Annotated in this window: 23 protein-coding genes; 17 read left to right on the forward strand and 6 right to left on the reverse strand. The window is 72.9% G+C overall.

Annotated features, from left to right (window positions below; genetic code table 11):
* Positions 1-22: 22 nt before the first annotated feature.
* From ABZT87_RS02925 to ABZT87_RS02935, 3 genes are read right to left on the reverse strand one after another with little or no spacing between them, the layout of a single operon-like run.
* Entirely contained in the window at positions 23-439 is a 417-nt protein-coding gene (locus ABZT87_RS02925; RefSeq protein WP_354855209.1) for a PLD nuclease N-terminal domain-containing protein, read from the reverse strand.
* Positions 440-466: 27 nt separating this feature from the next.
* The gene (locus tag ABZT87_RS02930) at positions 467-772 is read right to left on the reverse strand and encodes a DUF202 domain-containing protein (RefSeq protein WP_355133245.1); all 306 of its coding nucleotides are present in this window, start codon (positions 770-772) and stop codon (positions 467-469) included.
* Positions 769-1161 (reverse strand): DUF202 domain-containing protein, encoded by a 393-nt coding sequence (locus tag ABZT87_RS02935; RefSeq protein ID WP_354855211.1) that lies wholly within the window; start codon positions 1159-1161, stop codon positions 769-771. The genes ABZT87_RS02930 and ABZT87_RS02935 overlap by 4 nt, the downstream gene beginning before the upstream one ends.
* 42 nt (positions 1162-1203) lie before the next feature.
* Here ABZT87_RS02935 and ABZT87_RS02940 point away from each other — a divergent pair, with 42 nt between their 5' ends.
* The 4 genes from ABZT87_RS02940 (at position 1204) to ABZT87_RS02955 (ending at position 4352) form a co-directional block, all read left to right on the forward strand.
* Positions 1204-2001, forward strand: a complete 798-nt coding sequence (locus ABZT87_RS02940) for a GNAT family N-acetyltransferase (protein ID WP_355133247.1) — start codon at positions 1204-1206, stop codon at positions 1999-2001.
* Entirely contained in the window at positions 1998-2411 is a 414-nt protein-coding gene (locus ABZT87_RS02945; RefSeq protein ID WP_355133249.1) for a hypothetical protein, read from the forward strand. Before ABZT87_RS02940 ends, ABZT87_RS02945 begins: the two co-directional genes overlap by 4 nt.
* A gap of 187 nt (positions 2412-2598) precedes the next feature.
* Positions 2599-3378, forward strand: coding sequence for an electron transfer flavoprotein subunit beta/FixA family protein (locus ABZT87_RS02950; protein WP_344357351.1), 780 nt, complete (start codon positions 2599-2601; stop codon positions 3376-3378).
* A gap of 14 nt (positions 3379-3392) precedes the next feature.
* A complete protein-coding gene (locus ABZT87_RS02955) occupies positions 3393-4352 on the forward strand; it encodes an electron transfer flavoprotein subunit alpha/FixB family protein (RefSeq protein WP_355133251.1) in 960 nt (319 codons plus the stop codon).
* Positions 4353-4446: 94 nt separating this feature from the next.
* Here ABZT87_RS02955 and ABZT87_RS02960 read toward each other — a convergent pair whose 3' ends face one another.
* Together ABZT87_RS02960 and ABZT87_RS02965 are read right to left on the reverse strand one after the other, a co-directional pair.
* Positions 4447-5265 (reverse strand): anti-sigma factor, encoded by an 819-nt coding sequence (locus ABZT87_RS02960; protein ID WP_355133253.1) that lies wholly within the window; start codon positions 5263-5265, stop codon positions 4447-4449.
* Positions 5219-5821 (reverse strand): sigma-70 family RNA polymerase sigma factor, encoded by a 603-nt coding sequence (locus tag ABZT87_RS02965; protein ID WP_355066973.1) that lies wholly within the window; start codon positions 5819-5821, stop codon positions 5219-5221. The genes ABZT87_RS02960 and ABZT87_RS02965 overlap by 47 nt, the downstream gene beginning before the upstream one ends.
* A gap of 230 nt (positions 5822-6051) precedes the next feature.
* Between ABZT87_RS02965 and ABZT87_RS02970 the strand changes: the two genes are divergently transcribed.
* From ABZT87_RS02970 to ABZT87_RS03000, 7 genes are all read left to right on the forward strand, one after another.
* Positions 6052-6882: a DUF4397 domain-containing protein gene (locus tag ABZT87_RS02970; protein WP_355066974.1), complete on the forward strand. Its 831-nt coding sequence runs from the start codon at positions 6052-6054 to the stop codon at positions 6880-6882.
* Complete coding sequence (locus ABZT87_RS02975) at positions 6879-7538, forward strand: class F sortase (RefSeq protein ID WP_354863261.1); 660 nt, start codon at positions 6879-6881, stop codon at positions 7536-7538. Before ABZT87_RS02970 ends, ABZT87_RS02975 begins: the two co-directional genes overlap by 4 nt.
* A 107-nt stretch (positions 7539-7645) precedes the next feature.
* Positions 7646-8821, forward strand: a complete 1176-nt coding sequence (locus ABZT87_RS02980) for a cysteine desulfurase family protein (protein WP_355133255.1) — start codon at positions 7646-7648, stop codon at positions 8819-8821.
* A gap of 205 nt (positions 8822-9026) precedes the next feature.
* Positions 9027-10106, forward strand: coding sequence for a tRNA 2-thiouridine(34) synthase MnmA (gene mnmA, locus ABZT87_RS02985; protein WP_355133257.1), 1080 nt, complete (start codon positions 9027-9029; stop codon positions 10104-10106).
* A gap of 60 nt (positions 10107-10166) precedes the next feature.
* Entirely contained in the window at positions 10167-11171 is a 1005-nt protein-coding gene (locus ABZT87_RS02990) for a methionine synthase (protein WP_355133259.1), read from the forward strand.
* Between the two features lie 37 nt (positions 11172-11208).
* Entirely contained in the window at positions 11209-11580 is a 372-nt protein-coding gene (locus tag ABZT87_RS02995) for a VOC family protein (protein WP_354861225.1), read from the forward strand.
* Positions 11581-11610: 30 nt separating this feature from the next.
* Positions 11611-12621: an ADP-ribosylglycohydrolase family protein gene (locus ABZT87_RS03000; protein ID WP_355133261.1), complete on the forward strand. Its 1011-nt coding sequence runs from the start codon at positions 11611-11613 to the stop codon at positions 12619-12621.
* A gap of 425 nt (positions 12622-13046) precedes the next feature.
* Here ABZT87_RS03000 and ABZT87_RS03005 read toward each other — a convergent pair whose 3' ends face one another.
* A complete protein-coding gene (locus ABZT87_RS03005) occupies positions 13047-13592 on the reverse strand; it encodes a type II toxin-antitoxin system PemK/MazF family toxin (protein WP_355133263.1) in 546 nt (181 codons plus the stop codon).
* A 615-nt stretch (positions 13593-14207) separates the two neighbouring features.
* On the opposite strand from ABZT87_RS03005, the gene ligA reads away from it, so the two are divergent.
* The 6 genes from ligA to ABZT87_RS03035 all read left to right on the forward strand — a co-directional run bounded on the left by ligA (position 14208) and on the right by ABZT87_RS03035 (position 24989).
* Positions 14208-16343: an NAD-dependent DNA ligase LigA gene (gene ligA, locus ABZT87_RS03010; protein ID WP_355133265.1), complete on the forward strand. Its 2136-nt coding sequence runs from the start codon at positions 14208-14210 to the stop codon at positions 16341-16343.
* A gap of 157 nt (positions 16344-16500) precedes the next feature.
* Positions 16501-19059: a bifunctional diguanylate cyclase/phosphodiesterase gene (locus ABZT87_RS03015; RefSeq protein ID WP_355133267.1), complete on the forward strand. Its 2559-nt coding sequence runs from the start codon at positions 16501-16503 to the stop codon at positions 19057-19059.
* A gap of 123 nt (positions 19060-19182) precedes the next feature.
* Positions 19183-19488: an Asp-tRNA(Asn)/Glu-tRNA(Gln) amidotransferase subunit GatC gene (gene gatC / locus ABZT87_RS03020; RefSeq protein WP_354861239.1), complete on the forward strand. Its 306-nt coding sequence runs from the start codon at positions 19183-19185 to the stop codon at positions 19486-19488.
* Positions 19489-19537: 49 nt separating this feature from the next.
* Positions 19538-21013 (forward strand): Asp-tRNA(Asn)/Glu-tRNA(Gln) amidotransferase subunit GatA, encoded by a 1476-nt coding sequence (gene gatA, locus ABZT87_RS03025; RefSeq protein WP_355133269.1) that lies wholly within the window; start codon positions 19538-19540, stop codon positions 21011-21013.
* A gap of 13 nt (positions 21014-21026) precedes the next feature.
* Positions 21027-22526 (forward strand): Asp-tRNA(Asn)/Glu-tRNA(Gln) amidotransferase subunit GatB, encoded by a 1500-nt coding sequence (gene gatB, locus ABZT87_RS03030; protein ID WP_354861243.1) that lies wholly within the window; start codon positions 21027-21029, stop codon positions 22524-22526.
* Positions 22527-22631: 105 nt separating this feature from the next.
* Positions 22632-24989, forward strand: a complete 2358-nt coding sequence (locus ABZT87_RS03035; RefSeq protein WP_355133271.1) for a pyruvate dehydrogenase — start codon at positions 22632-22634, stop codon at positions 24987-24989.
* The last annotated feature ends 48 nt before the right edge of the window (positions 24990-25037 follow it).

The raw sequence follows: 25037 nt of genomic DNA on the forward strand, positions 1-25037 counted from the left end.
GGCGTACCGGCCGGGCCGCGTCTCACACCTCCGGCCGGTCACCCTCACGGGGCGGCTCACCGTCGCGGCGGCGCAGGTCGTCCTCCCGCCGGCGCAGGTCCTCCTCCCAGCGACGGAAGAGTTCCTGGTCCTGCTGACGCGCGCGGTCCTGCACGGAGCGGAGGAACTCCGGGTCGTCGTCGGGAGCGAGTGGGCGGCGCGGCTGCCGTTCGGTGGAGCCGCCGCCGGCCGGCCACGCCCTGCGGGCCGCGGGGCCGGGCTCCCGGCCGGCGACGAACCAGGCGATCGAGCCGACCAGGGGGAAGAACAGGATGATCAGCACCCAGGCGATCCGGGGCAGGGCGCGAATCTGACCCTCCTCGGCGGAGAGGCAACTGATCAGCGCGCAGACGGCGAGGACAATCTGCACCAGGAAGAGGAGAACGTACAGCCGGGCCATGCACCCATCATGGCGCACCGCGTCGCGTCACCACAGTCCGCGAACCGTCGCCAGCACGCCGAGCAGCGCGAGCCCGACGGTGCCCAGCGCGACCAGCGGCAACGTCCGGCCGCCGGTGCGGGCCGCCCCCGTGCCGGTGCCGCGGGGCCAGCAGAGCACGAGCACGCCGCCCCAGAGCAGCACGGCCGCACCGGCGACCAGCGCTCCGAACGGGCCGCCGTTCGACGCCAAGCGGACGGCGAGCGCGGTCACCACGGTCAGCGTCAGCAGGGTGCGCCGCCAGGCCAGCCGGGTCCGCTCCGGTTGCAGCCCGGGATCGCGTCCGGCGCTCACCGTCCGCCGATCGCGCGCGCCAGCACCGCGATGACCAGCAGCACCGCGCCGGCGCCCACGGCGAGGGCGAGGACGGCGGGGAAGCGGGAGGCGGGCAGCTCCTGGCCGAGCCGGATGGCCCGTTCGGTACGAGCCCAGTGGTCCACCGCGCGGATCGCGACGGCGCCGCCGAGCAGCAGCAGCGCGACCGCGATGACCTCCCGCAGGTGGCTCATCGGCAGCTGCGGCAGGAACTGCGCGGCGGCCAGCCCGCCACCGACGAGCGCCAGGCTGGTGCGTAGCCAGGCCAGGAAGGTTCGCTCGTTGGCCAGCGAGAACCGGTAGTCCGGTGTCTCACCGACGGCGCGCGCCTCGGCCGGGTCGAACCACCGCCTGATCACCTCCCACATGCTGGGAGATTATCCGCTTCCCCAGGGCCTTAGCCTGGTGTGGTGACGGATCTTGATGTGACCACGCTGCGCACCGCCTACGACAACCAGCTCCGCCCGGAGATCCCCGACCCGGTTCCGGCGGGAGTGACGGTGGAGCGGGACGGGCCGCTGGTCCGGATCATCGGGCTCGACGCCGGGGGGTTCCTCACCTACCGCGACCTGGGCGGGTTGACCGGCGACGCGCTGGACGAGCTGATCGCCCGGCAGGTGGCGCTGTTCCGCGAGCGCGGCCAGTCGGTCGAGTGGAAGCTCAACGGGCACGACGAACCGGCGGACCTGGCGGACCGGCTGCGCGCCGCCGGCTTCGTGCCGGAGGACCGGGAGACCGTCGTGGTCGGGCCGGTCGCGCCGCTGGCCGCCGCGCTGCCCGTCATCCCCGAGGGGGTACGCCTTCGTGAGGTGACCGCGCGCGCCGACCTGGAGCGGATCGCCGCCATGGAGGAGGAGGTCTGGCAGGAGGATCGCTCGCACCTCGTGTGGGGTCTGGCCAAGGAGATCGACGCCGACCCGCACTCGATCACCATCGTGGTGGCGGAGGCGGACGGCACGGTGGTGAGCGCCGGCTGGGTGCGCTTCCCGGCGAAGACCGGCTTCGCCACCCTGTGGGGTGGCTCGACCCTGCCGCAGTGGCGTCACCGGGGCATCTACCGGGCGCTGGTCACCTACCGGGCCCGGCTGGCCGACCAGCGGGGCCGGACGCTGTTGCAGGTCGACTGTTCCGAGGACAGCCGGCCGATCCTGGAGCGACTCGGCCTCGTCCCGGTCACCACCACCACCCCGTACGTCTACACTCCGTGATCATGGAGCAGCGGTTGACGGACGAGGAGCGCCTGACCCTCAAGACGGGCGCCTTCGGCGCGGTCTTCCTGGTCTCGAACGCCGACCCGGGGATGCTGGGCGTGATCCGGGAGAGCGTCGCCGCCTCCGGCGCGTTGGCCGATGCCAGTGGGGTGGTCAAGGAGGCGCTGACCACCGGCCCGCTGCCCCGGCTGCCCCGGGACTCCCAGCTGGAGATCGAGTCGGTGGTGTTGCCGGCGCTCGGCCGGGCGGTGCGGATCCTGCGGGAGAAGTCGCCGGCCGACGTCGAGGCGTACCGGTCGGTGGTGTTGACCGCGGCGGACCGGGTGGCCCGCGCGCACGACGGGGTGGCCCCGGCGGAAGCCGCCGCCCTCGACCAGATCCGGGGTGCGCTGGCCGACCCGGCCTGACCGCGCCGCGTGTCGGTGAGCTGTGTCACTCTGAGTGCCCGGTGGCCTCAACCTACTGGCAGGTAACATTGCGTCGTGGGCAACTGCACAGCAGCCCGCGGTTGACCGGGCGTCGACCGACGCGCGAGGCTGCGGCCCAACCGGGCGAGCCAATCGCAACACCACACAGGAGGGTCGTCGAAGCGCGATGAATATCGTCGTACTCGTCAAGCAGGTGCCTGATTCGGGCGCGGACCGCAACCTGCGCAATGACGACAACACCGTCGACCGCGGTTCGGCGAACAACGTGATCAACGAGATGGACGAGTACGCCATCGAGGAGGCGCTGAAGATCAAGGAGGCGCACGGTGGCGAGGTCACCATCCTGACCATGGGTCCGGACCGGGCGACCGAGTCGATCCGCAAGGCGCTCTCCATGGGCCCGGACAAGGCCGTGCATGTGGTGGACGACGCCCTGCACGGTTCCTGCGCCGTGGCGACCTCGAAGGTGCTCGCCGCCGCCCTCGGTCAGCTGAACGCCGACCTGGTGATCTGTGGCGCCGAGTCCACCGACGGCCGGGTGCAGGTCATGCCGCACATGATCGCCGAGCGGCTGGGCGTCGCGGCGCTCACCGGCGCCCGCAAGCTCACCGTCGACGGCGCCACGCTGACCGTCGAGCGGCAGACCGAGGAGGGCTACGAGGTCGTCACCGCCTCCACCCCGGCCGTGGTCTCCGTGTGGGACACCATCAACGAGCCGCGCTACCCCTCGTTCAAGGGCATCATGGCGGCCAAGAAGAAGCCGGTGCAGACGTTCTCCCTGGCCGACCTCGGCGTCGCACCGACCGAGGTGGGCTTCGACGGTGCGACCAGCGCCGTCGTCGAGCACACCAAGCGTCCGCCGCGCTCCGGCGGCGCCAAGATCACCGATGAGGGCGAGGGCGGCGTCAAGCTGGTCGAGTTCCTCGCCACCGAAAAGTTCGTGTGAGAGCGGGTCTGGACATGTCTGAGGTTCTCGTCGTCGTCGAAGCCACCAAGGAATTCGGCGTCAAGAAGGTCACCCTGGAGATGCTCACCCTCGCCCGTGAGCTGGGCACCCCGAGCGCTGTCGTGCTCGGTGGCGTCGGCGCAGCCGAGGCGCTGAGCGCCAAGCTGGGCGAGTACGGCGCGGAGAAGATCTACGCCGCCGAGGGTGACGAGATCGACGGCTACCTGGTGGCCCCCAAGGCCACCGTGCTGGCCGAGCTGGTCAAGCGGGTGCAGCCGGCCGCCGTGCTGCTGGCGTCCGCCCAGGAGGGCAAGGAGATCGCCGCCCGGCTCGCCGTCAAGCTCGACAACGGCATCCTGACCGACGTGGTCGGCCTGGCCGCCGACGGCACCGCCACCCAGGTCGCCTTCGCCGGCTCCACGATCGTCAAGTCCAAGGTCACCAAGGGTCTGCCGCTGGTCACCGTCCGGCCCAACTCGGTCACCCCGGCCCCGGCCGCCGCGAGCCCGGCGATCGAGCAGCTCACCGTGTCGGTCACCGACACCGACAAGCTGGCCAAGGTCGTCGAGCGGGTCGCCGAGCAGAAGGGCTCCCGCCCCGAGCTGACCGAGGCCGGCGTGGTCGTCTCCGGCGGCCGTGGTGTCGGCAACGCCGACAACTTCAAGCTGGTGGAGGAGCTGGCCGACCTGCTCGGCGGCGCCGTCGGCGCGTCCCGCGCGGCGGTCGACTCCGGCTTCTACCCGCACCAGTTCCAGGTGGGCCAGACCGGCAAGACGGTCTCCCCGCAGCTCTACGTCGCGCTCGGCATCTCCGGCGCCATCCAGCACCGGGCCGGCATGCAGACCTCGAAGACGATCGTCGCCGTCAACAAGGACGGCGAGGCCCCGATCTTCGAGTTGGCCGACTTCGGCGTGGTGGGCGACCTGTTCAAGATCGTCCCGCAGGCCGCCGAGGAGATCCGCAAGCGTAAGTGACCGTGAGACAAGGAAAAGTGGCCGCCCGGCGCCGGGCGGCCACTTTTTCGTCGGGAGCTGATCGGCGGGCCGGGGAGCTGAGCCGGCCCGCCGATCAGCCCGTCAGGGTGCCTCTCAACAGGCTGTCGCCGGAGTGGCGGGTGTTGTTGTCGTACTTCTCGGCGGAGACGTCGACCACCGAGTAGCTCTTGAGGTCGACGTTCGGAGGCAGGGGCAGCAGAGCGTCCGAGTCACCACCGAGGGTGCCGATCGAGAACATCTCCATGTTCGTCGGGTTGATGAGCCAGACCTCGTAGTACCCCGGCACGCGCGGGAGATTCGCGACGTGCAGATGCAGTTGGCCGTTCTGCAGAATCCGCGCGTCACCCTGGGCCGACTTCGGCGTCGAACCGAAGGCAGCCAGGGGCGCGCTGGCCAGCACCGCGGGCGTCGGAGCGGGCGCCGGCTCGTCCGGGCGCAGCACCGAGACCGTGCCCACCACGCCGATCGCCGCCGCCGCGACAGCGGTCACCGCGGTGGCCGCCCAGCGCGACCAACCGGCACGCCGACCGGCCCGTGACCTGCCGCCCGATTCGGGGCCCGCGACACCCGACGCCGTAGGCCCGGCCGGCGAGCCGCTCGGCCGTTGCCCGATCGTCGCCTGTTCGGCGGCCTGCTGCAGGCGGGCCTCGGTCAGCGACGGCACGGCCTCGGCCGCCCTGATCTCGGCGGCGATGCCCTGCCAGATGTGCTCCGGCGGGTCGGGCAGGTCACCGAGGCTCTGCGTCTCCACGCCGAGCCCGGCCACCTGCCGCAGGGCCGTCAGCTCCGTGCGGCAGTGCCCGCAGGTGTCGAGATGGGTGCTCTCCCCGTTGTCCGCATCGCTCTCACCGAGCGCCAGAAAAACCAGCCGCTCGTGCTCCAGGTGCTGCACCGTCCACCTCCCATCTGCGTTTCAAGCTCGCCATGCCGCGCCGGATGTGACTCTTCACGGTGCCCAGCGGCACCCCGGTCACTGTGGCTATCTGCTGGTGTGTCAGGTCGTCGTAGAAGGCCAACTCCAGCATGCGTCGTTGGTCGTCGGGCAGGCGTGCCAGCTCGTCCGCGATGACCAGCCGGTCCACCACCCGGTCCGGGTCCGGCGTCGTCTGTGCCGGCTCGGGCAACTGCCGGACCGTCTCCACCACGCGGGTCTCCCGCGCCGTGGCCCGCATCCGGTCGATCACCTTGCGCCGGCCGATGCCGAGCAGCCAGCCGATCAACGACCCCTTGGCCGGATCGAAGGTGTCCCTTCCCAGCCAGGCGGCCACGAACGTCGCCTGCGTCACGTCCTCGGCGTCGGCGCGGTTGGCCAGCATGGACGTGGCCAGGTGGAGTACGGCACGGCCGTAGCGGTCGTACGCCTCGCGCAGCGCCACCTCGTCGCCGGACCGGAACCGGGGCGCGAGGTCGTCCACCGGTGGGTCGGGTTGTTGTGGTAGCGCCGTCATCGGGCGTCCAGCCTTCGATGGGGCATACCCGACTGTAGCTGCCACAGCCCTCGCCCCACTCTCCCGGTCGATGTCATCTCACCAGCTCTTCGTCCGCCGGGCCCGATCCGGATGCGGTCGTGGCCGGAAAAAGAAATCGCGTCGAAGGCGCATCCAGCCGTCGCGGAGCCGGCGTAACCCGTTCTGCAAGCCAGGCCTGACGAATCAGCACCAATCACCAGGAGGCAGACATGCAGCTCTCGTACTTCCGTCGGGTCGCCGCGGGCGGCGCCGTCGCCGCGCTGGCCTTCGCCGGCGTCGCCGCGTTCACCGCCAGCCCCGCGTACGCCGCCACCTCGAAGGTCTCGGTCGTGCACGGCATCCCGGACACCCCGGTCGACGTCTACGTCAACGGCAAGAAGACGCTCAACAACTTCAAGCCCGGTGACGTGGCCGGCCCGCTGAACCTGGCCGAGGGCGAGTACGACATCGCTCTCACCAAGCCGGGCGAGCCGATCGGCAGCGCGATCCTCAAGGTCGACAACGCCGAGGTGCCGGGCGGGGCGAACATCAGCCTCGCCGCGCACCTCGACGCCGCCGGCAAGCCGAAGATCACGCCGTTCGTGAACGACGTCTCGAAGGTCGACGCTGGCAAGGCCCGGCTGATCGTCCGGCACACCGCCGCCGCCCCGGCGGTCGACGTGCGTGCCGGTGGCACCCCGGTCTTCAAGGGCCTGACCAACCCGAAGGAGGCCAAGGGCGACGTCGACGCCGGCACGGTGAAGGCGGACGTGGTGCTGGCCGGCACCGACACCGTGGCCATCGGCCCGGCGGACCTCAACCTCAAGGAGGGCACCGCGACGATCGTCTACGCTATCGGCTCCGCCGAGGACAAGACCCTCGACGTGGTGGCCCAGACGATCACCGGCCTGCACTCCGCCCCGGGTGGCGTGCCGAGCGGTGACGGCGGCCAGGCGGGCACCGGCGTGCAGACCTGGTGGTACGCGCTGACCGGTGCCGGCGTACTCCTGCTGCTTGGTGGTGGGGTGCGGATGGCGACCGCGCGGACCGGTCGCAAGTGACGGTGCGCAACCGCGGCGCGCTGGCGGCCCTGGCCGCCGGCGTTGCCGCGCTCACCGTCGCCACCCTGGTGGCGTGCAACTCCCAGCCGGCCGAGAACGTCGGCGCCGAGGAGGCGAGCACGCTGGCCGCCAGCGCGACCCCCTCGGCCGTCGGCGGCGACCCGTCGGTGCCGGTGACCGCCGGCGAGCTGCCCGCCGGCGCCGGGGTCGTCCCTCCGGTCCGGCTGGTGATCCCCGGGATCGACGTCACCGCCACGGTCAACGCGGTCGGCATCAACAAGCGGACCAACGAGTTCGAGGTGCCGCCCAGCGTCGATCAAATCGGCTGGTACCGCTACGGCCCCGGCCTGGAGGCGGGCGCCGGTTCGGTGGTCATCGCCGGTCACGTGGACAGCGCCAAGCAGGGCCGGGGGGCGTTCTTCCGGCTGCGCGAGCTGGACCAGGGCGACACCCTGACCGCGACCGGCAGCGACGGCAAGGCGCGAAAGTACCGGGTCGTCGCCCGGGAGGAGTACGCCAAGACCAAGATCCCGCTGGAGCGGTACTTCGCCCGCGACGGCAAGCCGCGACTGACGCTGATCACCTGCGGCGGGCCGTTCGACGCCAAGGCCCGCAAGTACCGCGACAACATCGTCGTCACGGCGGTGCCCGCCTGACCGGGCGGTCGCGACGTGCCGGGGTGGGGGAATCCCACCCCGGCACCGTCGCATGGAGCCCACTCCGCCCTCCGGCCCCCGACAACTCGGCCGTACGCTGAACGGTGATGGCTTACCTGGATCACGCGGCGACGACTCCGATGCTCGACGAGGCACTGGAGGCGTACGTCGCTACCGCCCGCGAGGTCGGCAACGCGTCCTCCCTGCACGCGGCGGGTCGTCGTGCCCGTCGTCGGGTCGAGGAGTCGCGCGAGCGGGTGGCTGCGGTACTGGGCGCCCGGCCGTCCGAGGTGATCTTCACCGGTGGGGGCACGGAGAGCGACAACCTCGCGGTCAAGGGCATCTTCTGGGCCCGCCGGGGCGCCGGCCCCGACCGCCGACGGGTGATCTCCAGCGCCGTCGAGCACCACGCCGTGCTGGACTCGGTCGACTGGCTGGTCGAGCATGAGAGAGCCGAGGTCGGCTGGCTGCCGGTGGACTCCACGGGCCGTCTCGACCCGGAGGACCTGCGTGCCGAGCTGACCGCGTACGCCGACCGGGTGGCCCTGGTCACCGCCATGTGGGCCAACAACGAGGTCGGCACGGTGCAGCCGGTGGCCGAGCTGGCCGCCGTCGCCGCCGAGTACGGCGTGCCCTTCCACACCGACGCCATCCAGGCCGTCGGCCAGGTGCCCGTCGACTTCGCCGCCAGCGGGGCCGCCGCGCTGACCGTCACCGGGCACAAGCTGGGCGGCCCGATCGGGGTGGGCGCGCTGCTGCTCGGCCGGGACGTGGCGGCCGTCCCGCTGCTGCACGGCGGCGGCCAGGAACGCGACGTCCGTTCCGGCACGCTGGACACCGCCGGCATCGTCGCCTTCGCGGTGGCCGTCGAGACCGCCGTGAAGGGTCAGCAGGAGTACGCGGCCCGGGTGGCCGCCCTCCGCGACGATCTGATCGAGCGGGTCCGCCGGGCGGTGCCCGAGGTGGTCTACAACGGTGATCCGACCGACCGGCTGCCCGGCAACGCGCACTTCTCCTTCCCGGGCTGCGAGGGCGACGCCCTGCTGCTCCTGCTGGACGCCCAGGGCATCGCCTGCTCGACGGGTTCGGCCTGCTCGGCGGGGGTGGCCCAGCCCTCGCACGTGCTGCTGGCGATGGGCGCCGACGACGACCGCGCCCGTTCCTCGCTGCGTTTCACCCTCGGCCACACCAGCACCCAGGCCGACGTGGACGCCCTCGTCGCGGCCCTACCAGCAGCGGTGCAACGGGCCCGCCGAGCCGCCGCCCCCCGCACCCCCCGCTAACCCCCCCCACCCCCCCGGCCGGTCCCCGGCCGGCCCCCGCCCCACCCCGTCGATCATGAAGTTATTGCCGACCGTATCGGCGCGTCGTGGCAATAACTTCATGATCGACGCGGTGCTCCGACCGGGTCGCCCCGTTTGGCGCCGGAGTGGGGGTGGGGGCTGGGCCGGGCAGGTGGATAGGGTTGGTGGGGAAGGGAGTCTGCTGGTGAGGGTTTTGGCGGCGATGTCGGGCGGGGTGGACTCGGCCGTGGCGGCGGCACGGGCGGTGGCGGCCGGGCATGATGTGACAGGCGTGCACCTGGCGCTGGCCCGAAACCCGCAGACGTACCGGACCGGGGCGCGCGGCTGCTGCACCCTGGAGGACTCCCGGGACGCCCGCCGGGCCGCCGACGTGATCGGCATCCCGTTCTACGTGTGGGACATGGCCGACCGTTTCCACGAGGACGTGGTCGACGACTTCGTGGCCGAGTACGCCGCGGGTCGTACGCCGAATCCGTGCCTGCGCTGCAACGAGAAGATCAAGTTCGCGGCGGTGCTGGACCGGGCGGTGGCCCTGGGCTTCGACGCGGTGGTCACCGGCCACCACGCCCGGCTCGGCCCGGACGGGCTGCTGCGCCGCAGCGTCGACGTGGCCAAGGACCAGTCGTACGTGCTGGCGGTCCTCACCCGCGAGCAGCTGGACCGGTCGATGTTCCCGCTCGGCGACTCGACGAAGGCGCAGGTCCGCGCGGAGGCCGCCGAGCGTGGCCTGGCGGTGGCCGACAAGCCGGACTCCCACGACATCTGCTTCATCGCCGACGGCGACACCCGCGGCTTCCTCGCCGGCCGGCTCGGCGAGGCGCCCGGCGACGTCGTCGACGCGAGCACCGGCGCGGTGGTCGGCAGTCACACCGGCGCGTACGCCTACACGGTGGGGCAGCGTCGCGGTCTGCACCTGGACCGACCCGCCCCGGACGGTCGGCCGCGCTACGTGCTCTCCATCACGCCCAAGACCAACACGGTGACGGTCGGTCCGGCCGAGGCGCTGGAGGTGTCGACGGTGCGGGCCACCCGCCCGGTGTGGACCGGTGGCCCCCGTCCGGCCGCGCCGGTCGAGTGCGAGGTGCAGTTGCGCGCGCACGGTGACGTGGTGCCGGCGACCGTCGACCTCGACCTCGACGGCGACACGCTGCACGCCGAGCTGCGTCGGCCGGTCCGTGGTGTGGCCGCCGGTCAGGCCGTGGTGGCGTACCGGCCGGACCCGGCCGGCGACATCGTCCTCGGCTCCGCGACCATCACCGGCTGACCGGGCGATCTGCGCGTGGTCGCCGAGCGGCCGGCGCGGCCAGCGGGATAGCCTTCGGCCGTGACAGATCAGGCGTGGCCCTGGCCGGCCGGCGCGGCGACCGGTATCGGCTCGCTGCCCGGCACCGACATCGCCGAGGCCCAGCGGGTCGTCCTCGGTGAGCTTCCCGAGCTGCCGCACCTGCCCGAGCTGCCGGCACGCGGCCCCGGGGCCGACCTGATCGGCCGCAGCGCCGGGCTGCTGGTGGAGCTGCCCGTCGAGCTGTACGCCGGGCGTTGGCGGGTCGCCCCCCGCCCCGGCCGTGACCTGCGCCGGGCCCGGGACCTGATGGAACGCGACCTGGATCAGCTCGCCGAGCAGGCCGAGGGGTACGCCGGCCCGATCAAGGTGCAGGCCGCTGGCCCCCTCACCCTGGCCGCTTCGCTGGAACTGCCGATCGGCGGCCGGCTGCTGCGTGACCCCGGCGCGGTCCGCGACCTCACCGGCTCCCTCGCCGAAGGGCTGCGCGGGCACGTCGCGGCGGTCGCCCGGAGGCTGCCCGGGGCCTCGGTGCTGCTGCAACTCGACGAGCCGTCGCTGCCGACCGTGCTGGCCGGGCGGGTGCCCACCGAGAGCGGGCTGGGCGCGTACCGGGCGGTGGAGTCCGCGGACGCGGCCGCTCTGCTGCGCACGGTCGTCGACGCGGTGGGCGTACCCACTGTGGTGCACTGCTGCGCCCCGCAGGTGCCGCTGGAGCTGATCCGTTCCACCGGCGCCGTCGCGGTCGCCCTCGACCTCGACCTGGTCACCGACCTGGACCCGCTGGGCGAGGCCATCGACGCGGGCCTCGGGCTGCTGGCCGGCGCCGCGCCGACCCGACCGCCGTCGGCCGGTGGCGCACCGACCTCCGCGCAGATCGCCGATCGGGTACGCCAGATCTGGGACCGCCTCGGCTTTCCCCGTCGGCAGCTCGCCGAGCAGGTGGTCGTCACCCCGGCGTGCGGCCTGGCCGGAGCCACTCCCCAGTACGCCCGGGCGGTGCTCGCGGCCTGCCGGGACGCCGGTCGCCGGTTCACCGAGGAGTGACGTTTTTCTGTCGTACCCCGTGGGCAGGATGACGGTCATGATTGGACAGCTACGTTCAGTGGTGATCGACTGCCCCGATCCGCGGGCGCTGGCCGCGTTCTACTCCGAGCTGCTCGGCATCCCCCTGGTCGAGGGTGAGGGCGAGCCCGATGACGAGTGGGTGGTGCTGGGCGGCCCGCCCGGGCACCAGCCCCGCCTGGCGTTCCAGCGGGCGCTCAACCTGCGTCCGCCGGCCTGGCCGGACCCGGAGCGTCCGCAGCAGTTCCACCTGGACGTGACGGTGGACGACATCGACAGCGCGGAGAAGGCGGCGCTCGCGCTCGGTGCCCGGCGGCTGCCCGGCGAGGGCGAGGGTTTCCGGGTCTACGCCGACCCGGCCGGCCACCCGTTCTGCCTCTGCTGGGACTGAACATGGCGTGGGTTGCGGCGGCCCGGCATCATGGCCGCCGTGATCCACTTCTCTCCGCTGCGCGCCTCCGGTTCGCTCTTCGGCCTCGCCTACGGCGACGCCCTGGGCAAGCCCACCGAGTTCCTGACCGTCGCCGAGATCCAGCGCCGCTACGGCCCGACCGGCCCGCGTGAGCTGACCGGCGAGCCGGCGCTGGTCACGGACGACACCCAGATGGCGCTGGCGGTGGGCTGGGCGCTGCACGAGGCGCCGTCGCTGACTCCGGAGGTGGTGGAGCCGCTGCTGCGACGGCGTTTCGTGGCCTGGTCGGTCAGTCCGGACAACAACCGCGCCCCCGGGATGACCTGCCTACGCGCCTGCGCCGACCTGGCCCGAGGGCTGCCCTGGCAGGAGGCGACGATCGCCGACTCGAAGGGCTGCGGCGCCAACATGCGCGTGACGCCGGTGGGGTTGCTGGACGCTGACCTCGACACGCTGGCCGGGCTGGCCCAGTTGCAGGCCGGGCTGACCCACGGCCACCCGACCGGGTTGGCCGCCAGCGAACTCACCGCGTACGCGGTCTTCGCCGTGCGTGGGGGCGTCCCGCTGGCGGAGCTTCCCGCGATTCTCACCGAGCGGGCGCGGTCCCAGCACCGCGTCTACCGCCGCGAGTGGCTGGGCGATCTCTGGCAGCGCCCGGGGGTCGACACGCCGGAGGAGTTCATCGCCCGCGGCTGGGACGAATGCCTGGTGGCGCTGCGCCGGCTGACCGTCGCCCTCGGCGAGCCGGACGACGGCGGCGACCCGTGCCGGGCCACGGGGGAGGGCTGGGTGGCCGAGGAGGCGCTGGCCACCGCTCTGTTCTGCGCCGTGCGCCACGCCGACGACCCGGTCGCGGCGCTGGCCCGGGGCGCGACCACCGCCGGCGACTCCGACTCGATCGCCGCCCTGGCCGGCGCCTTCGTGGGCGCGGCCACCGGGATGGCGGCCTGGCCGCCTGGCTGGGCCGACCGCATCGAGTACGCCGACCAGCTCGCCACCCTCGGCGCAGCCTGGGACTGACCGGCCCGGCGTGGCCTGGCGTGGCCTGGCGTGGCCTGGCATGGCGTGGCCTGGCATGGCATGGCGTGGCCTGGCCTGGCCTGGCCTGGCCTGGTCTGGCGTGGCCTGGCCTGGCGTGGCCTGGCGTGGCCTGGTCTGGCGTGGTCTGGCGTGGCCTGGTCTGGCGTGGCCTGGCGTGGCGTGGCCTGGCGTGGCCTGGTCTGGCGTGGCCGGGCCCGGTCCAGCCTGGCGCAGCCTGCCAGCGTGGCCCGGCCTGTCTGCGGTGATCGACTCGGGTTCCTGGAAGGCGGGGTGTTGCGGCGGCTCGGACACCCCGGATTCCTGGAACCCGAGTGGATCATGGCAGAGGCCGGGGCCGGGGCCGGGGCCGGGGGCCGGGGGTCGGGGGCCGGGGGTCGGGGTGGCCTGCGGCCTGTGGGCCGGTGTCAGCTGGTGGGCAGGTGGCGCAGGCTGCGGACCTTCCGCCACAGGTCGGCGTCACAGCGACCGGCGCGGTCGGCGAAGTCGGCCGAGCTGATCCGGATCGGCTCGGTCAGGTTCAGGTAGCTGTCGTGCTCGGCGCCGGGATCCCAGTCCCGGGTTGGAATCCGGACGTGGTCGTCGCGGTCGCTCTTGTCCTGACTGGTGATCTTCAGGACGTCGGCGCCCCGGGAGTCGGCGCGCAGCACCAGGCAGGGCCGCACCTTCGAGCCGCTGCCGTCGACGTACGGCACGTCGGCCCACCAGATTTCGCCGGCCACCGGAGTGCCGGCCGCCCGATCGGTGTCGCGGGAGCGCGGCGTGGTGGCCGGCCGGTCGGTGCCGCGTGGCCGAGGCGGGGCGGGACGACGACCACGCGTGCGGGTCGGTGCGCCGCGACCGGGTCGGTCGGCCGAGCGTCGGCTGTTCGCCCGGTGCCGCCAGCTGTTCCACGCCCAGCCGGCGGCCACCGCCAGCAGGATCGCCGCCGCCCAGAGCAGCGCCTCGGTCATCGCCACCTCCGCGTCAGGGCGGCACGCCGGCCGCTTCGTTCGGCGATCCTCGCACGTCGCCGCCCCTGCCGCCCGACGACGACATCGCAGCCCGACGACATCGCAGCCTGACGACATCCCAGCCCGCAGCCGCACGGCCGCTCCCCGCGCGGCTGCGTCGACCGGTCGGGGGCCGGTACGGCGTGGGCGCTCCCGTGAGTTGGGCCGACGACCGGGCCCCTGCTCGGTGATCCACTCCAGATCGCCGGTGTGGGGGCATCCGGGTGCGCGGACACCCCCGTGTCGGCGACCTGGAGTTGATCAACGGCCCGCGAGTCCCGCGTGCTCCCGGGTGACGCCGATCTGTCCGATTCGGCTGCCTTTGTGCCCCGGGTCGCAGCCTCTCCTCGGTGCCACCGACCGCGGGGTCGGCGAGTCCGGCGTTGGTTGCCACGTCATCGGCGTTCAGCGGCGTCGGTCGTCGCCTCATCGCCGTCCGGGCCGACGCGCAGCACGGGAACGGGCTGCGTGGGGCGTCACCGGTGGCGCAGGTGGGCATCGGATTGTCACCCCGGACCGATACCGTGCCTTAGTAGCGTGATCAGGGAGGTCGCAGGCGTGTCCGAAGGTGGCGGGGTGTCCGAGGAGCAGATCGGTCAACAGGTCAGCCCGGCTCAGGAGGCGGCGGCCGGCGCGGAGCCGACGCCGCAGGCGCGGGAGCGGCACGCCACCCTCAGCCGTGAGCTGACCGAGCATCAATACCGCTACTACGTGCTCGACTCGCCGATCATCACCGACGCCGAGTTCGACAAGCAGTTGCGCGAGCTGGAGGCGTTGGAAGACGAGTTCCCGGCGCTGCGGACGCCGGATTCGCCGACCCAGCGGGTGGGTGGCACGTTCTCCACCGAATTCACCCCGGTCACGCACGCCGAGCGGATGCTCTCGCTCGACAACGCCTTCGCCGACGAGGAGTTGGCGGCCTGGGCCGAGCGGGTCGAGCGGGACGCGGGCGGGCCGGTGCCCTACCTCTGCGAGTTGAAGGTCGACGGTCTGGCGATCAACCTGACCTACGAGGCCGGCCGGCTGGTCCGGGCGGCCACCCGTGGTGACGGCCGCACCGGCGAGGACGTCACCGCCAACGTGCGCAGCATTCGGGACGTGCCCAGCCAGCTCGCGCCGTCCGCCGAGTTCCCGACGGTGCCCGAGCTGCTGGAGGTCCGGGGCGAGATCTACTTCCCGGTGGCCGCGTTCGCCGACCTCAACGCGAGCCTGGTCGAGCAGGGGCGGGCGCCGTTCGCCAACCCGCGCAACGCCGCCGCCGGCAGCCTGCGGCAGAAGGACCCTCGGGTCACCGCCTCCCGACCGCTGCGTCTCGTCGTGCACGGCATCGGCGCCCGCCGAGGGTTCCAGCCCACCGCGCAGTCGGAGTCGTACTCCGCGCTGAAGGCGTGGGGGCTGCCGACGAGCGACCGGTGGCGGGTCGTCCCGGATCTGTCCGGCGTGGCGGAGTACATCGCCTACTACGCCGAGCACCGGCACGACGTCGAGCATGAGATCGACGGTGTGGTGGTCAAGGTCGACCCGGTCTCCATCCAGGGTCGCCTGGGCTCGACCAGCCGTGCCCCACGCTGGGCGATCGCCTTCAAGTACCCGCCGGAGGAGGTCACCACCAAGCTGCTCGACATCGACGTCAACGTGGGGCGCACGGGTCGGGTCACCCCGTTCGCCGTCCTCGAACCGGTGCGGGTGGCCGGCTCCACCGTCGCGCTCGCCACCCTGCACAACGCCCGCGAGGTCGAGCGCAAGGGCGTGCTGATCGGCGACACGGTGGTGGTGCGCAAGGCCGGCGACGTGATCCCCGAGGTGCTCGGCCCGGTGGTCGACCTGCGGCCCGCCGACGCCCGCCCGTTCGTCATGCCGACCACCTGCCCGGCCTGCGGCACCCCGCTCGCGCCGTCCAAGGAGGGCGACGTCGACATCCGGTGCCCCAACACCCGCAGTTGCCTGGCCCAGCTGCGCGAGCGGGTGTTCCACCTCGCCGGTCGTGGCGCGTTCGACATCGAGGTGCTGGGCTACAAGGGCGCGGCGGCACTGCTGGACGCGGAGATCATCGCCGACGAGGGTGACCTCTTCCAGCTCGACGCCGAGCAGCTGTCCCGGTCACCGTTCTTCGTCAACAAGGACGGCAGCCTCGGCAGCAACGCGGTCAAGCTGCTCGACAATCTGGCCGTCGCCCGGGAACGTGACCTGTGGCGGGTGCTGGTGGCGCTCTCCATCCGGCACGTCGGCCCCACCGCCGCCCAGGCGCTGGCCCGGCACTTCCGCTCGATGGAGGCCATCGACGCCGCCAGCGAGGAGGAGCTGTCCTCGGTCGACGGGGTCGGGCCGACCATCGCGGCCAGCATCCGGGAGTGGTTCGCCGTGGACTGGCACCGCGAGGTGGTCCGCAAGTGGGCCGAGGCGGGCGTACGGATGGCCGAGGAGGCCGTCGACGAGGGCCCGCGCCCGCTGGAGGGGTTGACCGTCGTGGTGACCGGCACCCTCGCCGGCTTCTCGCGGGACCAGGCCGCCGAGGCCGTGCAGACCAGGGGCGGCAAGGTCAGCGGGTCGGTCTCCAAGAAGACGAGCTTCGTCGTCGTGGGGGACAACCCGGGCTCCAAGGCCGACAAGGCGGCCAGCCTCAAGGTGCCGGTGCTCGACGAGGACGGATTCCGGGTGCTGTTGGAGGCGGGTCCGGACGCCGCACGGGACGTCGCCCGCGTGGAGGGCTGACCGCAGCGGCGTGCCGACGTGGCGGCCCGTCGCGTATACCAACTTAATTACGACTACGACCGATTCGTGACTGTCATACCGGGAAACCCGGGGCTGAGGGCGTTTCATTGGGTCACGGCGTGCTCATCGGCACGTCGACCGTTCCTCGGGAGGTGTGATGGAGGTCGCCGACCCGCGCAACTCCGTCCCACCTGGGCGGGTGACGCCGTTCACCGCCTTCGTCGTCGGCATCCTGGTGGTCGCGGCGCTGACCGCCACGGGTCCACTCACGACGCTCCCCGACGAGCTGCCCCGCCTGCCGGTGGCGTTCTGGACGATGGCCGCCCTCGCGGTGGTCTGCGACGCGCGCCCGTTCGTCCCGCCGGGGCGACGGCAGACCTCGGCGGTCTTCCCGTCCACCTGTTTCACCTTCGCGATCCTGCTCGGTTGGGGGCTCGGCCCGGCGGTGGCGGTGCAGGCCGTGGGGGTGATCGTCTCGGGATGGCGGATGCGCCACGCCGCCTGGCGGACCGCGTTCAACGTCGGCCAGTACGCCTGCGCCCTCGCCGCCGCGTACGGCGTCATCCAACTCGGGCCGGGCACCGTCTTCGACGGCGGTCGCCTGCACGCCACCGACGTGGCCGCCGTCGGCGGGGCGACGCTGGCCTGGTTCGTCGTGAACTACGGCCTGGTGAGCTGGGCGGTGCGGCTGCGCTTCGGCGACCGCTGGTGGCCCACCGTCCGCCAGGGCGTCGGTTTCGAACTGCTCTCCACCGGCTCGCTGCTGCTGCTCGCCCCGGTGCTGGTCGCCGCCGCCCGTCTCAGCGCGGCGCTGATCCCGCTGGTGCTGGTGCCGCTCTTCGCCGTGTACCGGATGGCCCGGCTGACCGTCGAGCAGCAGCACCTCGCCGCCGCCGACCCGCTGACCGGGTTGCCCAACCGCAAGGCGCTGCTGGCCGAGGTGGCGGAGCAGGTGCACCTGCACGCCGAGCGGACCGCCCGCGGCGAGCCCGGCGGGCACCTGGCGCTGCTGCTCATCGATCTGGACCGTTTCAAGAACGTCAACGACGCGCTCGGGCACGCGGTGGGCGACCGGCTGCTGGTCGAGGTCAGCGCCCGGCTCACCGACGTGGAGCCTCGGCCGCAGATGATCGCCCGGCTGGGTGGGGACGAGTTCGCCATCGTGATGACCGGGCTGACCGACGTCAGCCAGGCGCGTGAGCTGGCCGACCGGGTGGTCGGGGTGTTGGCCGAGCCGGTGCCGTTGGACGGGCTGCCGTTGGACGTCGGCGGCTCCATCGGGATCGCCCTCTTTCCGGAGCACGGCGAGGACTTCGCCACCCTGATGCGGCACGCCGACGTGGCGATGTACGACGCCAAGCACCGCAACGACACGGTCGCCGTGTACGCCCCGGAGTCGGACCACAACTCGGCCGAGCGTCTCGGTCTCCTCGCCGACCTCCGCCGGGTGCTGGAATCCGGCCCGTCGGCCGCCAAGCCGGGTGAGTCCGAGCGGACGGCAGACGTACCCCTCGCTGTGGAGGCCGAGGTGCGCGGCGGTGACGGTGCGGCGCTGCCCACTCCGGCGGCGGCCACGGCCACGCCGCATCCGGGCGGTGCGCCGGTGATCACGCCGGCGTCGTCGGCGGCCGGGCGGTGGTGGGGCCGCCGGCGGCGGGCCGGCGCCGAGCTGGTGGACGCCGATGAGCTGATCAACCGGATCGCCACCGGCGCCGACCCGATCCGGGGTCGCAACAGCCGCGCGACGATCCCCGGCACCCGTTCCGGCCCGTTGCGGGACCGGCATGCCGGCGGCCACGGGCGGCGGTCGCCGAACGGCGGTGCGGTGTCGCCGCCGGGCAGGGACCGTCCGGGGCGCGACGGCGGGTCGGTTCCCGAGGCCCAGGCGATCGAGTCGACCGGGTGGGTACGCGACGACGGCGAGCCGGCCGACGACGCCGGTGAGATCACCATGTACTACCAACCGCAGATCGCCATCGCGACCGGCGAGGTCGTCGGCGTCGAGGCCCTGCTGCGCTGGCGGCACCCGCGCCGGGGCATGGTCGACCCGGAGGAGTTGATCCGGGTCGCCGAGCAGAGCGCGGTGATGCGGCTGCTCACCAGACGAGTGGTGGACGACGTGGTGGAGCAGCTCGCCAAGTGGTCGGCGGCCGGCATCGGGCTGCGTGCGGCGCTGAACGTCAGCGTGCGCGATCTGCACACCGGCGAGATCGCCGACCAGATCGCCGACCGGCTGGCCCGCTACGGGGTGCCGGCCGAGCGGCTGCAACTGGAGATCACCGAGGGCGCCCTGATGGCCGATCCGCGCCGGGTGTTGGCCACCATCTCCCGGCTGCACCGCATCGGGGTGGCCATCGCGCTGGACGACTTCGGCACCGGCTACTCGTCCCTGCAACATCTGCGCCGGCTTCCGCTGTCCGAGGTGAAGGTGGACCGGTCGTTCGTGCTCGGCATGGCCGAGGACGCCGACGACGCGGCGATCGTCCGGTCGATGATCGAGTTGGCGGGCGCGCTGGGGCTGCGGGTGGTCGCCGAGGGCGTGGAGGACGAGCGGACCTGGCGGATGTTGTACGCGGCCGGCTGCGACGCCGCCCAGGGCTGGTTCTACGCCCGTCCGATGCCCGCCGAGGAGCTGGTCACCTGGCTGGCCCGCTACCGGCCGGTCCGCCCGGCGGGTGGCCCGGAGCCGGAGGTCGGCCGCCGGTCGACCCGCTGACCCACCCGAGCAGCCGGCGGAGGGGGCGGAACAATAGACTCGCTCCGGTCACCGCGCGTCACGCCGCACGCGTCGCGCGGCCGGCACACCGCCCGACCAGCAGGACATCAGAAGGGGGCACGGATGGCCGCCATCTCCCGCGAGGAGGTCGCGCACCTGGCGCGCCTGTCGCGGCTCGCCGTCACCGAGGAGGAGCTGGACACCTTCGCCGGCCAGCTCGACGTGATCCTCCAGGCGGTCGCCCAGGTCGGCGAGGTCACCGCCGCGGACATCCCGCCGACCTCGCACTCGGTGCCGCTGACCAACATCTTCCGCGAGGACGTCGTCACGCCGTGCCTGACCCCGCAGGAGGCGCTGTCGGGCGCGCCGGACGCCGAGGACCAGCGGTTCCGCGTACCGCGGATCCTGACCGAGGACGTGGCCTCATGAGCGGACGTGCACGGGCGACTGGCGTCGCGAAGCGGAGCGGAGTGACGGCATGAGCGATCTGACCAGAATGACCGCGACGGAGATCGCCGCGCTGGTCGCCGGCGGCGAGACCTCCGCCGTCGAGGTGACCCGGGCACACCTGGACCGGATCGCCGCGGTCGACGAGCAGGTGCACGCCTTCCTGCACGTCGACACCGACGGCGCGCTCGCCGCGGCCCGCGCGGTGGACGAGCGCCGGGCCGCCGGCGAGGAGTTGGGCCCCCTCGCGGGTGTGCCGGTCGCGGTGAAGGACGTGCTCGCCACCCGTGGCGTGCCGACCACCGTCGGCTCGAAGATCCTGGAGGGCTGGCGCCCGCCGTACGACGCGACGATCGTGCAGCGGTTGCGCGAGGCCGGCACGGTGATGCTCGGCAAGACGAACATGGACGAGTTCGCCATGGGCTCCTCCACGGAATATTCGGCGTACGGCCCGACGCACAACCCGTGGGACCTGAGCCGGATCCCGGGCGGCTCGGGCGGTGGCAGCGCCGCCGCGCTGGCCGCGTACGAGGCGCCGCTGGCGATCGGCTCGGACACCGGCGGCTCGATCCGCCAGCCCGGCGCGGTCACCGGCACCGTGGGCGCGAAGCCCACCTACGGCGGCACCTCCCGCTACGGGCTGGTCGCCTTCTCGTCGTCGCTGGACACGCCCGGCCCGTGCGCCCGTACGGTGCTCGACGCGGCCCTGCTGCACCAGGTGATCGCCGGGCACGACCCGCGTGACTCCACCTCGATCCCGCAGCCGGTGCCGGACGTGGTGGCGGCGGCGAAGCTCGGCGCGACCGGCGACCTGACCGGCGTGCGGCTCGGCATCGTCAGCGAATTCGTCGGCGAGGGCGCCGAGCCGGGCGTGATGGCCGCGTTCCGCGAGTCGGTGGACGCGCTGACCAAGATGGGCGCGGAGGTCGTCGAGGTGTCCTGCCCGACGTTCGCGTACGCGCTGCCGGCGTACTACCTGATCGCCCCGAGCGAGTGCTCCTCCAACCTGGCCCGGTTCGACGGCGTCCGGTTCGGCCTGCGGGTCGGCGACGACGGAAACCGGTCGCTGGAGGAGGTCATGTCGCTGACCCGTGAGGCCGGCTTCGGCCCCGAGGTCAAGCGCCGCATCATGGTCGGCACGTACGCGTTGTCGTCGGGTTACTACGACGCGTACTACGGGCAGGCGCAGAAGGTCCGGACGCTGATCACGCGCGACTTCACGGCCGCGTTCGATCGGGTCGACGCGCTGATCTCGCCGACCACCCCGTTCACGGCCTTCCCGATCGGCGCCCGCACCGCCGACCCGTACCAGATGTACCTGGCCGACCTGTTCACCATCCCGACCAACCTGTACGGCGGGCCGGGCATCTCGGTGCCCTGCGGCCTCTCCGAGGGGCTGCCCGTCGGCCTGCAGGTGATGGCCCCGACGATGGCCGACGACCGGATGTACCGGGTCGCCGCCGCGCTGGAGTCCGCGGTCGGCACGTTCACCCCACCGGCACTGTGAGGCAGGAGCCCAGATGACGACGACGCTTCCCGCGTACGACGAGGTCGTCGCACGCTACGAACCGGTGATCGGCCTGGAGACCCACGTCGAGCTGGGCACGAACACCAAGATGTTCTGCGGCTGCCCGACGGACTTCGGCGGCGAGCCGAACACCCGGGTCTGCCCGGTGTGCCTGGGGCTGCCCGGCTCGCTGCCGGTGGCCAACAAGGCGGCCATCGAGGCGATCATCCGGATCGGCCTGGCGTTGAACTGCTCCATCGCGCAGTGGTGCCGGTTCGCCCGGAAGAACTACTTCTACCCGGACATGCCGAAGAACTTCCAGATCAGCCAGTACGACGAGCCGATCTGCGTCGACGGCTACCTGGACGTCGAGGTGGGCGGCGAGACGGTGCGCATCGAGATCGAGCGGGTGCACCTGGAGGAGGACACCGGCAAGACGCTGCACGTCGGTGGCGCGACCGGCCGCATCCACGGTGCGACCGAGTCGCTTGTCGACTACAACCGGGCCGGCATTCCGCTCGTCGAGATCGTCACCAAGCCGATCCCGGGCACCGGCGCGCTCGCCCCCGAGGTGGCCAAGGCGTACGTCACCGAGCTGCGGGACGTGATCCGCACGCTCGGGGTCTCGGACGTGCGGATGGAGGAGGGTTCGCTGCGCTGTGACGTGAACACCTCGCTCAACCTGCCGGGTCAGGAGTGGGGCACCCGCACCGAGACCAAGAACGTCAACTCGCTGCGCTCGGTGGAGCGGGCGGTCCGCTCGGAGATGCTGCGGCAGGCGTCGGTGCTGGACGCGGGCGGCCGGATCACCCAGGAGACCCGGCACTTCCACGAGGACACCGGCGACACCACCCCGGGGCGCTCGAAGGAGACGGCCACCGACTACCGGTACTTCCCGGAGCCGGACCTGGTGCCGATCGCACCGGACCCGGCCTGGGTCGCCGAGCTGAAGGCCGCCCTGCCGGAGCTGCCCCGGGTGCACCGGCGTCGGCTTCAGCAGCAGTGGGGCCTGTCCGACCTGGACATGCAGTCGGTGCTCAACGCCGGCGCGGTCGAGCTGATCGAGGCCACCGTGGCCGCCGGCACCACCCCGGCGGCGGCCCGCAAGTGGTGGCTCGGCGAGCTGTCCCGGCGGGCCAACGAGAGCGGCGTGGAGCTGGCCGACATCGGCGCCACCCCCGCGCAGGTCGCTGAGCTGCAGGGCCTGGTCGACGCGGGCAAGCTCAACGACAAGATGGCCCGTACGGTGCTGGAGGGCGTGGTCGACGGTGAGGGCTCGCCCACCGAGATCATGACCAGCCGTGGCCTGGAGGTCGTCTCGGACACCGGCGCGCTCACCGCCGCCGTGGACGAGGCGATCGCAGCCAACCCCGGCATCGCCGACAAGATCCGTAGCGGCAAGGTCGCGGCGGCCGGCGCCCTCGTCGGCGCGGTCATGAAGACCACCCGTGGTCAGGCCGACGCGAAGACCGTCCGTGAGCTGATCCTGGAGCGCCTCGGCGTCCAGGGCTGATCCGCCCGATCGAACACCGCTGGCGCGTGCTGCGCCAGCGGTGTTCGCCGTGCACACCGCATCCCCTCGCGAGGGCGTCAACGGCGACGCCCGGATGGAGCCACCGTGAACCAGCACGACCTCGATGTCCTCGACGAGATCCAGCGGCGGGTGCTCTGGCTCGCCACCCGGATCGTGGACGCCGCCAACCACGACCGGGCCACCGGCGACGGGGTGAAGGTCGGCGGCCACCAGGCGTCCAGCGCGTCCCTCGTCACGGCGATGACCGCGCTGTGGTTCGCGCACCTGGACGCCGAGGACCGCGTCGCCGTCAAGCCGCACGCCTCGCCGGTGTTCCACGCCATCCAGTACCTGCTGGGCAACCTGGACCGCTCGTACCTGCCCCGGCTGCGGGCCCGGGGCGGCCTCCAGTCGTACCCGTCGCGCACCAAGGACCCCGACGAGGTGGACTTCTCCACCGGCTCGGTGGGTCTCGGCGCGGCGGCGCCGCTCTTCGCCGCCGCCACCCGCCGCTACGTCGACGCGCACTTCGGCGCCCGGCCGCGCTCCCGGTTCGTGGCGCTGATCGGTGACGCCGAGCTGGACGAGGGCAACATCTGGGAGGCGGTCGCCGATCCGGCCACCACCGGCCTGGGCAACGTCATGTGGCTTGTCGACTTCAACCGGCAGTCGCTGGACCGGGTGGTGCCCGGCATCCGGATCAAGCAGTGGCGCGGTCAGTTCGAGGCGGCCGGCTGGCACGTCGTGGAGGTCAAGTACGGCCGCCGGCTCGCCGAGGCGTACGCCCGGCCGGGTGGCGAGGCGCTGCGCGACTGGATCGACGCGATGCCCAACGAGCAGTACCAGTCGCTGTTCGGGTTGGCCGGCCCGGCCCTGCGCAAGCAGTTCCTGGACGGTGCGCCGGCCGAGGTGGGCGCGTTCGTGGAGGGCATCGATGACGAGGAGCTGCGTCCGCTCGTCACCGACCTGGGTGGGCACGACCTGTCCGCGATGCTCGACGCGTACGCCCAGTGCGACGCGGTCACCGACCGGCCCAGCGTCGTCTTCGCGTACACCGTGAAGGGTTGGGGGTTGCCCATCGCCGGCAACCCGCGCAACCACTCGGCGCTGCTCAGCACCGAGCAGGTCGACACGCTGCGGGCCGCGCAGGGCTTGACCTCCGAGACCGAGTGGGACCGTCTCGACCCGGCGTCACCGGCCGGGATCCGGGCCGGCGCCCGCCGGGAGGCGCTGTCCCGCGCGCCGCGCGAGCGCGCGCTGGGGGTCACCGTTCCGGAGAGCACGGGAGTACGCGCCAACAAGCCGATCTCCACGCAGGAGGTCTTCGGCCGGGTGCTGGTGGATCTGGCGCGGGACCGGGAGGTCGGCCGTTACCTGGTGACCACCGCCCCGGACGTGGCCACCTCCACCAACCTGGCCGGGTTCATCAACAAGACCGGGGTGTTCGCCCCCACCGAGCAGCGTTCCTGGACCGAGGACCGGATGCTGCGCTGGACCGAGAGCCCCGCCGGGCAGCACATCGAGCTGGGCATCTCGGAGATGAACCTGTTCCTGCTGCTGGGCCAGCTCGGCCTGTCCTGGGACCTGTCGGGGCAGCCGCTGCTGCCGGTGGGCACCGTCTACGACCCGTTCGTGCTGCGCGGCCTGGACGCGTTCCTGTACGGCACGTACTCCGGTTCGCGGTTCGTGGTGGCCGGTACCCCGTCGGGCATCACCCTGGCCCCCGAGGGCGGCGCCCACCAGTCCACGATCACCGCGTCGGTCGGCCTGGAGCTGCCCGGGGTGACGTTCCTCGAACCGGCGTACGCGGGCAGCCTCGACTGGCTGCTCTGCGACGCCCTCGGGCAGATCGCGGGCGGGGCAACCCCGGCCGCGACGGCAGCGCCGACCGAGGACGGCGCGTACTACTTCCGGCTGAGCACCCGACCGCTGGACCAGGCGCCGTTCGAGGCGGCCCGGGCCCGGCTCGGCGACGCGGTGCTGCGCCGGCAGGTGGTCGCCGGGGCGTACCGGCTCGTCGACGCGCACCAGGCGTACCCGCATCTGGTCGACGCCCCGGTCGTGCAGCTCGCCGCGTCCGGCGCGGTGCTGCCGGAGGTGCTGGCCGCCGCGGCGGAGCTGGCCGAGGAGGGCGTCGCCGCGCACGTGGTGGACGTGACCTCGCTGGACCGGCTCTACCGGGCGTGGCAGCGCACCCTGCGTCAGGGCGTACGGACCGCGACCGTGCCCAGCGTGCCGGGTGCCCTGCGGTCCGCGTTCGCCGATCGGGTGCCGGTGGTGACCGTGCACGACGCGGCGTCGCACGCGATGGCCTGGCTCGGGTCGGCGCTCGGTGCCCCGGCGGTGCCGCTCGGGGTGGACGAGTTCGGCCAGTCCGGCAGCGTGGCCGACCTGTACGACCTGCACGACCTGATGCCCGGCAGCATCGTCAACGCCGCCCTGGCCGCGCTCGCCCTCCGCTGACCTTGCCCTCCGCTGACCTCGCCCTTCGCTGACCTCGCCCTTCGCTGA

Origin of the sequence: Micromonospora sp. NPDC005237 (genome assembly GCF_040607775.1) — a bacterium.
Lineage (GTDB): Bacteria > Actinomycetota > Actinomycetes > Mycobacteriales > Micromonosporaceae > Micromonospora.

Bases quoted from the DNA above. Each gene is read 5' to 3' on its own strand.
- ABZT87_RS02925 (WP_354855209.1), bottom strand. From the start codon at position 439: ATGGCCCGGCTGTACGTTCTCCTCTTCCTGGTGCAGATTGTCCTCGCC.
- ABZT87_RS02935 (WP_354855211.1), bottom strand. From the start codon at position 1,161: ATGTGGGAGGTGATCAGGCGGTGGTTCGACCCGGCCGAGGCGCGCGCC.
- ABZT87_RS02950 (WP_344357351.1), top strand. From the start codon at position 2,599: ATGAATATCGTCGTACTCGTCAAGCAGGTGCCTGATTCGGGCGCGGAC.
- ABZT87_RS02955 (WP_355133251.1), top strand. From the start codon at position 3,393: ATGTCTGAGGTTCTCGTCGTCGTCGAAGCCACCAAGGAATTCGGCGTC.
- ABZT87_RS02965 (WP_355066973.1), bottom strand. From the start codon at position 5,821: ATGACGGCGCTACCACAACAACCCGACCCACCGGTGGACGACCTCGCG.
- ABZT87_RS02970 (WP_355066974.1), top strand. From the start codon at position 6,052: ATGCAGCTCTCGTACTTCCGTCGGGTCGCCGCGGGCGGCGCCGTCGCC.
- ABZT87_RS02980 (WP_355133255.1), top strand. From the start codon at position 7,646: ATGGCTTACCTGGATCACGCGGCGACGACTCCGATGCTCGACGAGGCA.
- ABZT87_RS02995 (WP_354861225.1), top strand. From the start codon at position 11,209: ATGATTGGACAGCTACGTTCAGTGGTGATCGACTGCCCCGATCCGCGG.
- ABZT87_RS03000 (WP_355133261.1), top strand. From the start codon at position 11,611: ATGGCCGCCGTGATCCACTTCTCTCCGCTGCGCGCCTCCGGTTCGCTC.
- ABZT87_RS03005 (WP_355133263.1), bottom strand. From the start codon at position 13,592: ATGACCGAGGCGCTGCTCTGGGCGGCGGCGATCCTGCTGGCGGTGGCC.
- ABZT87_RS03015 (WP_355133267.1), top strand. From the start codon at position 16,501: ATGGAGGTCGCCGACCCGCGCAACTCCGTCCCACCTGGGCGGGTGACG.
- gatC (WP_354861239.1), top strand. From the start codon at position 19,183: ATGGCCGCCATCTCCCGCGAGGAGGTCGCGCACCTGGCGCGCCTGTCG.
- gatA (WP_355133269.1), top strand. From the start codon at position 19,538: ATGAGCGATCTGACCAGAATGACCGCGACGGAGATCGCCGCGCTGGTC.
- gatB (WP_354861243.1), top strand. From the start codon at position 21,027: ATGACGACGACGCTTCCCGCGTACGACGAGGTCGTCGCACGCTACGAA.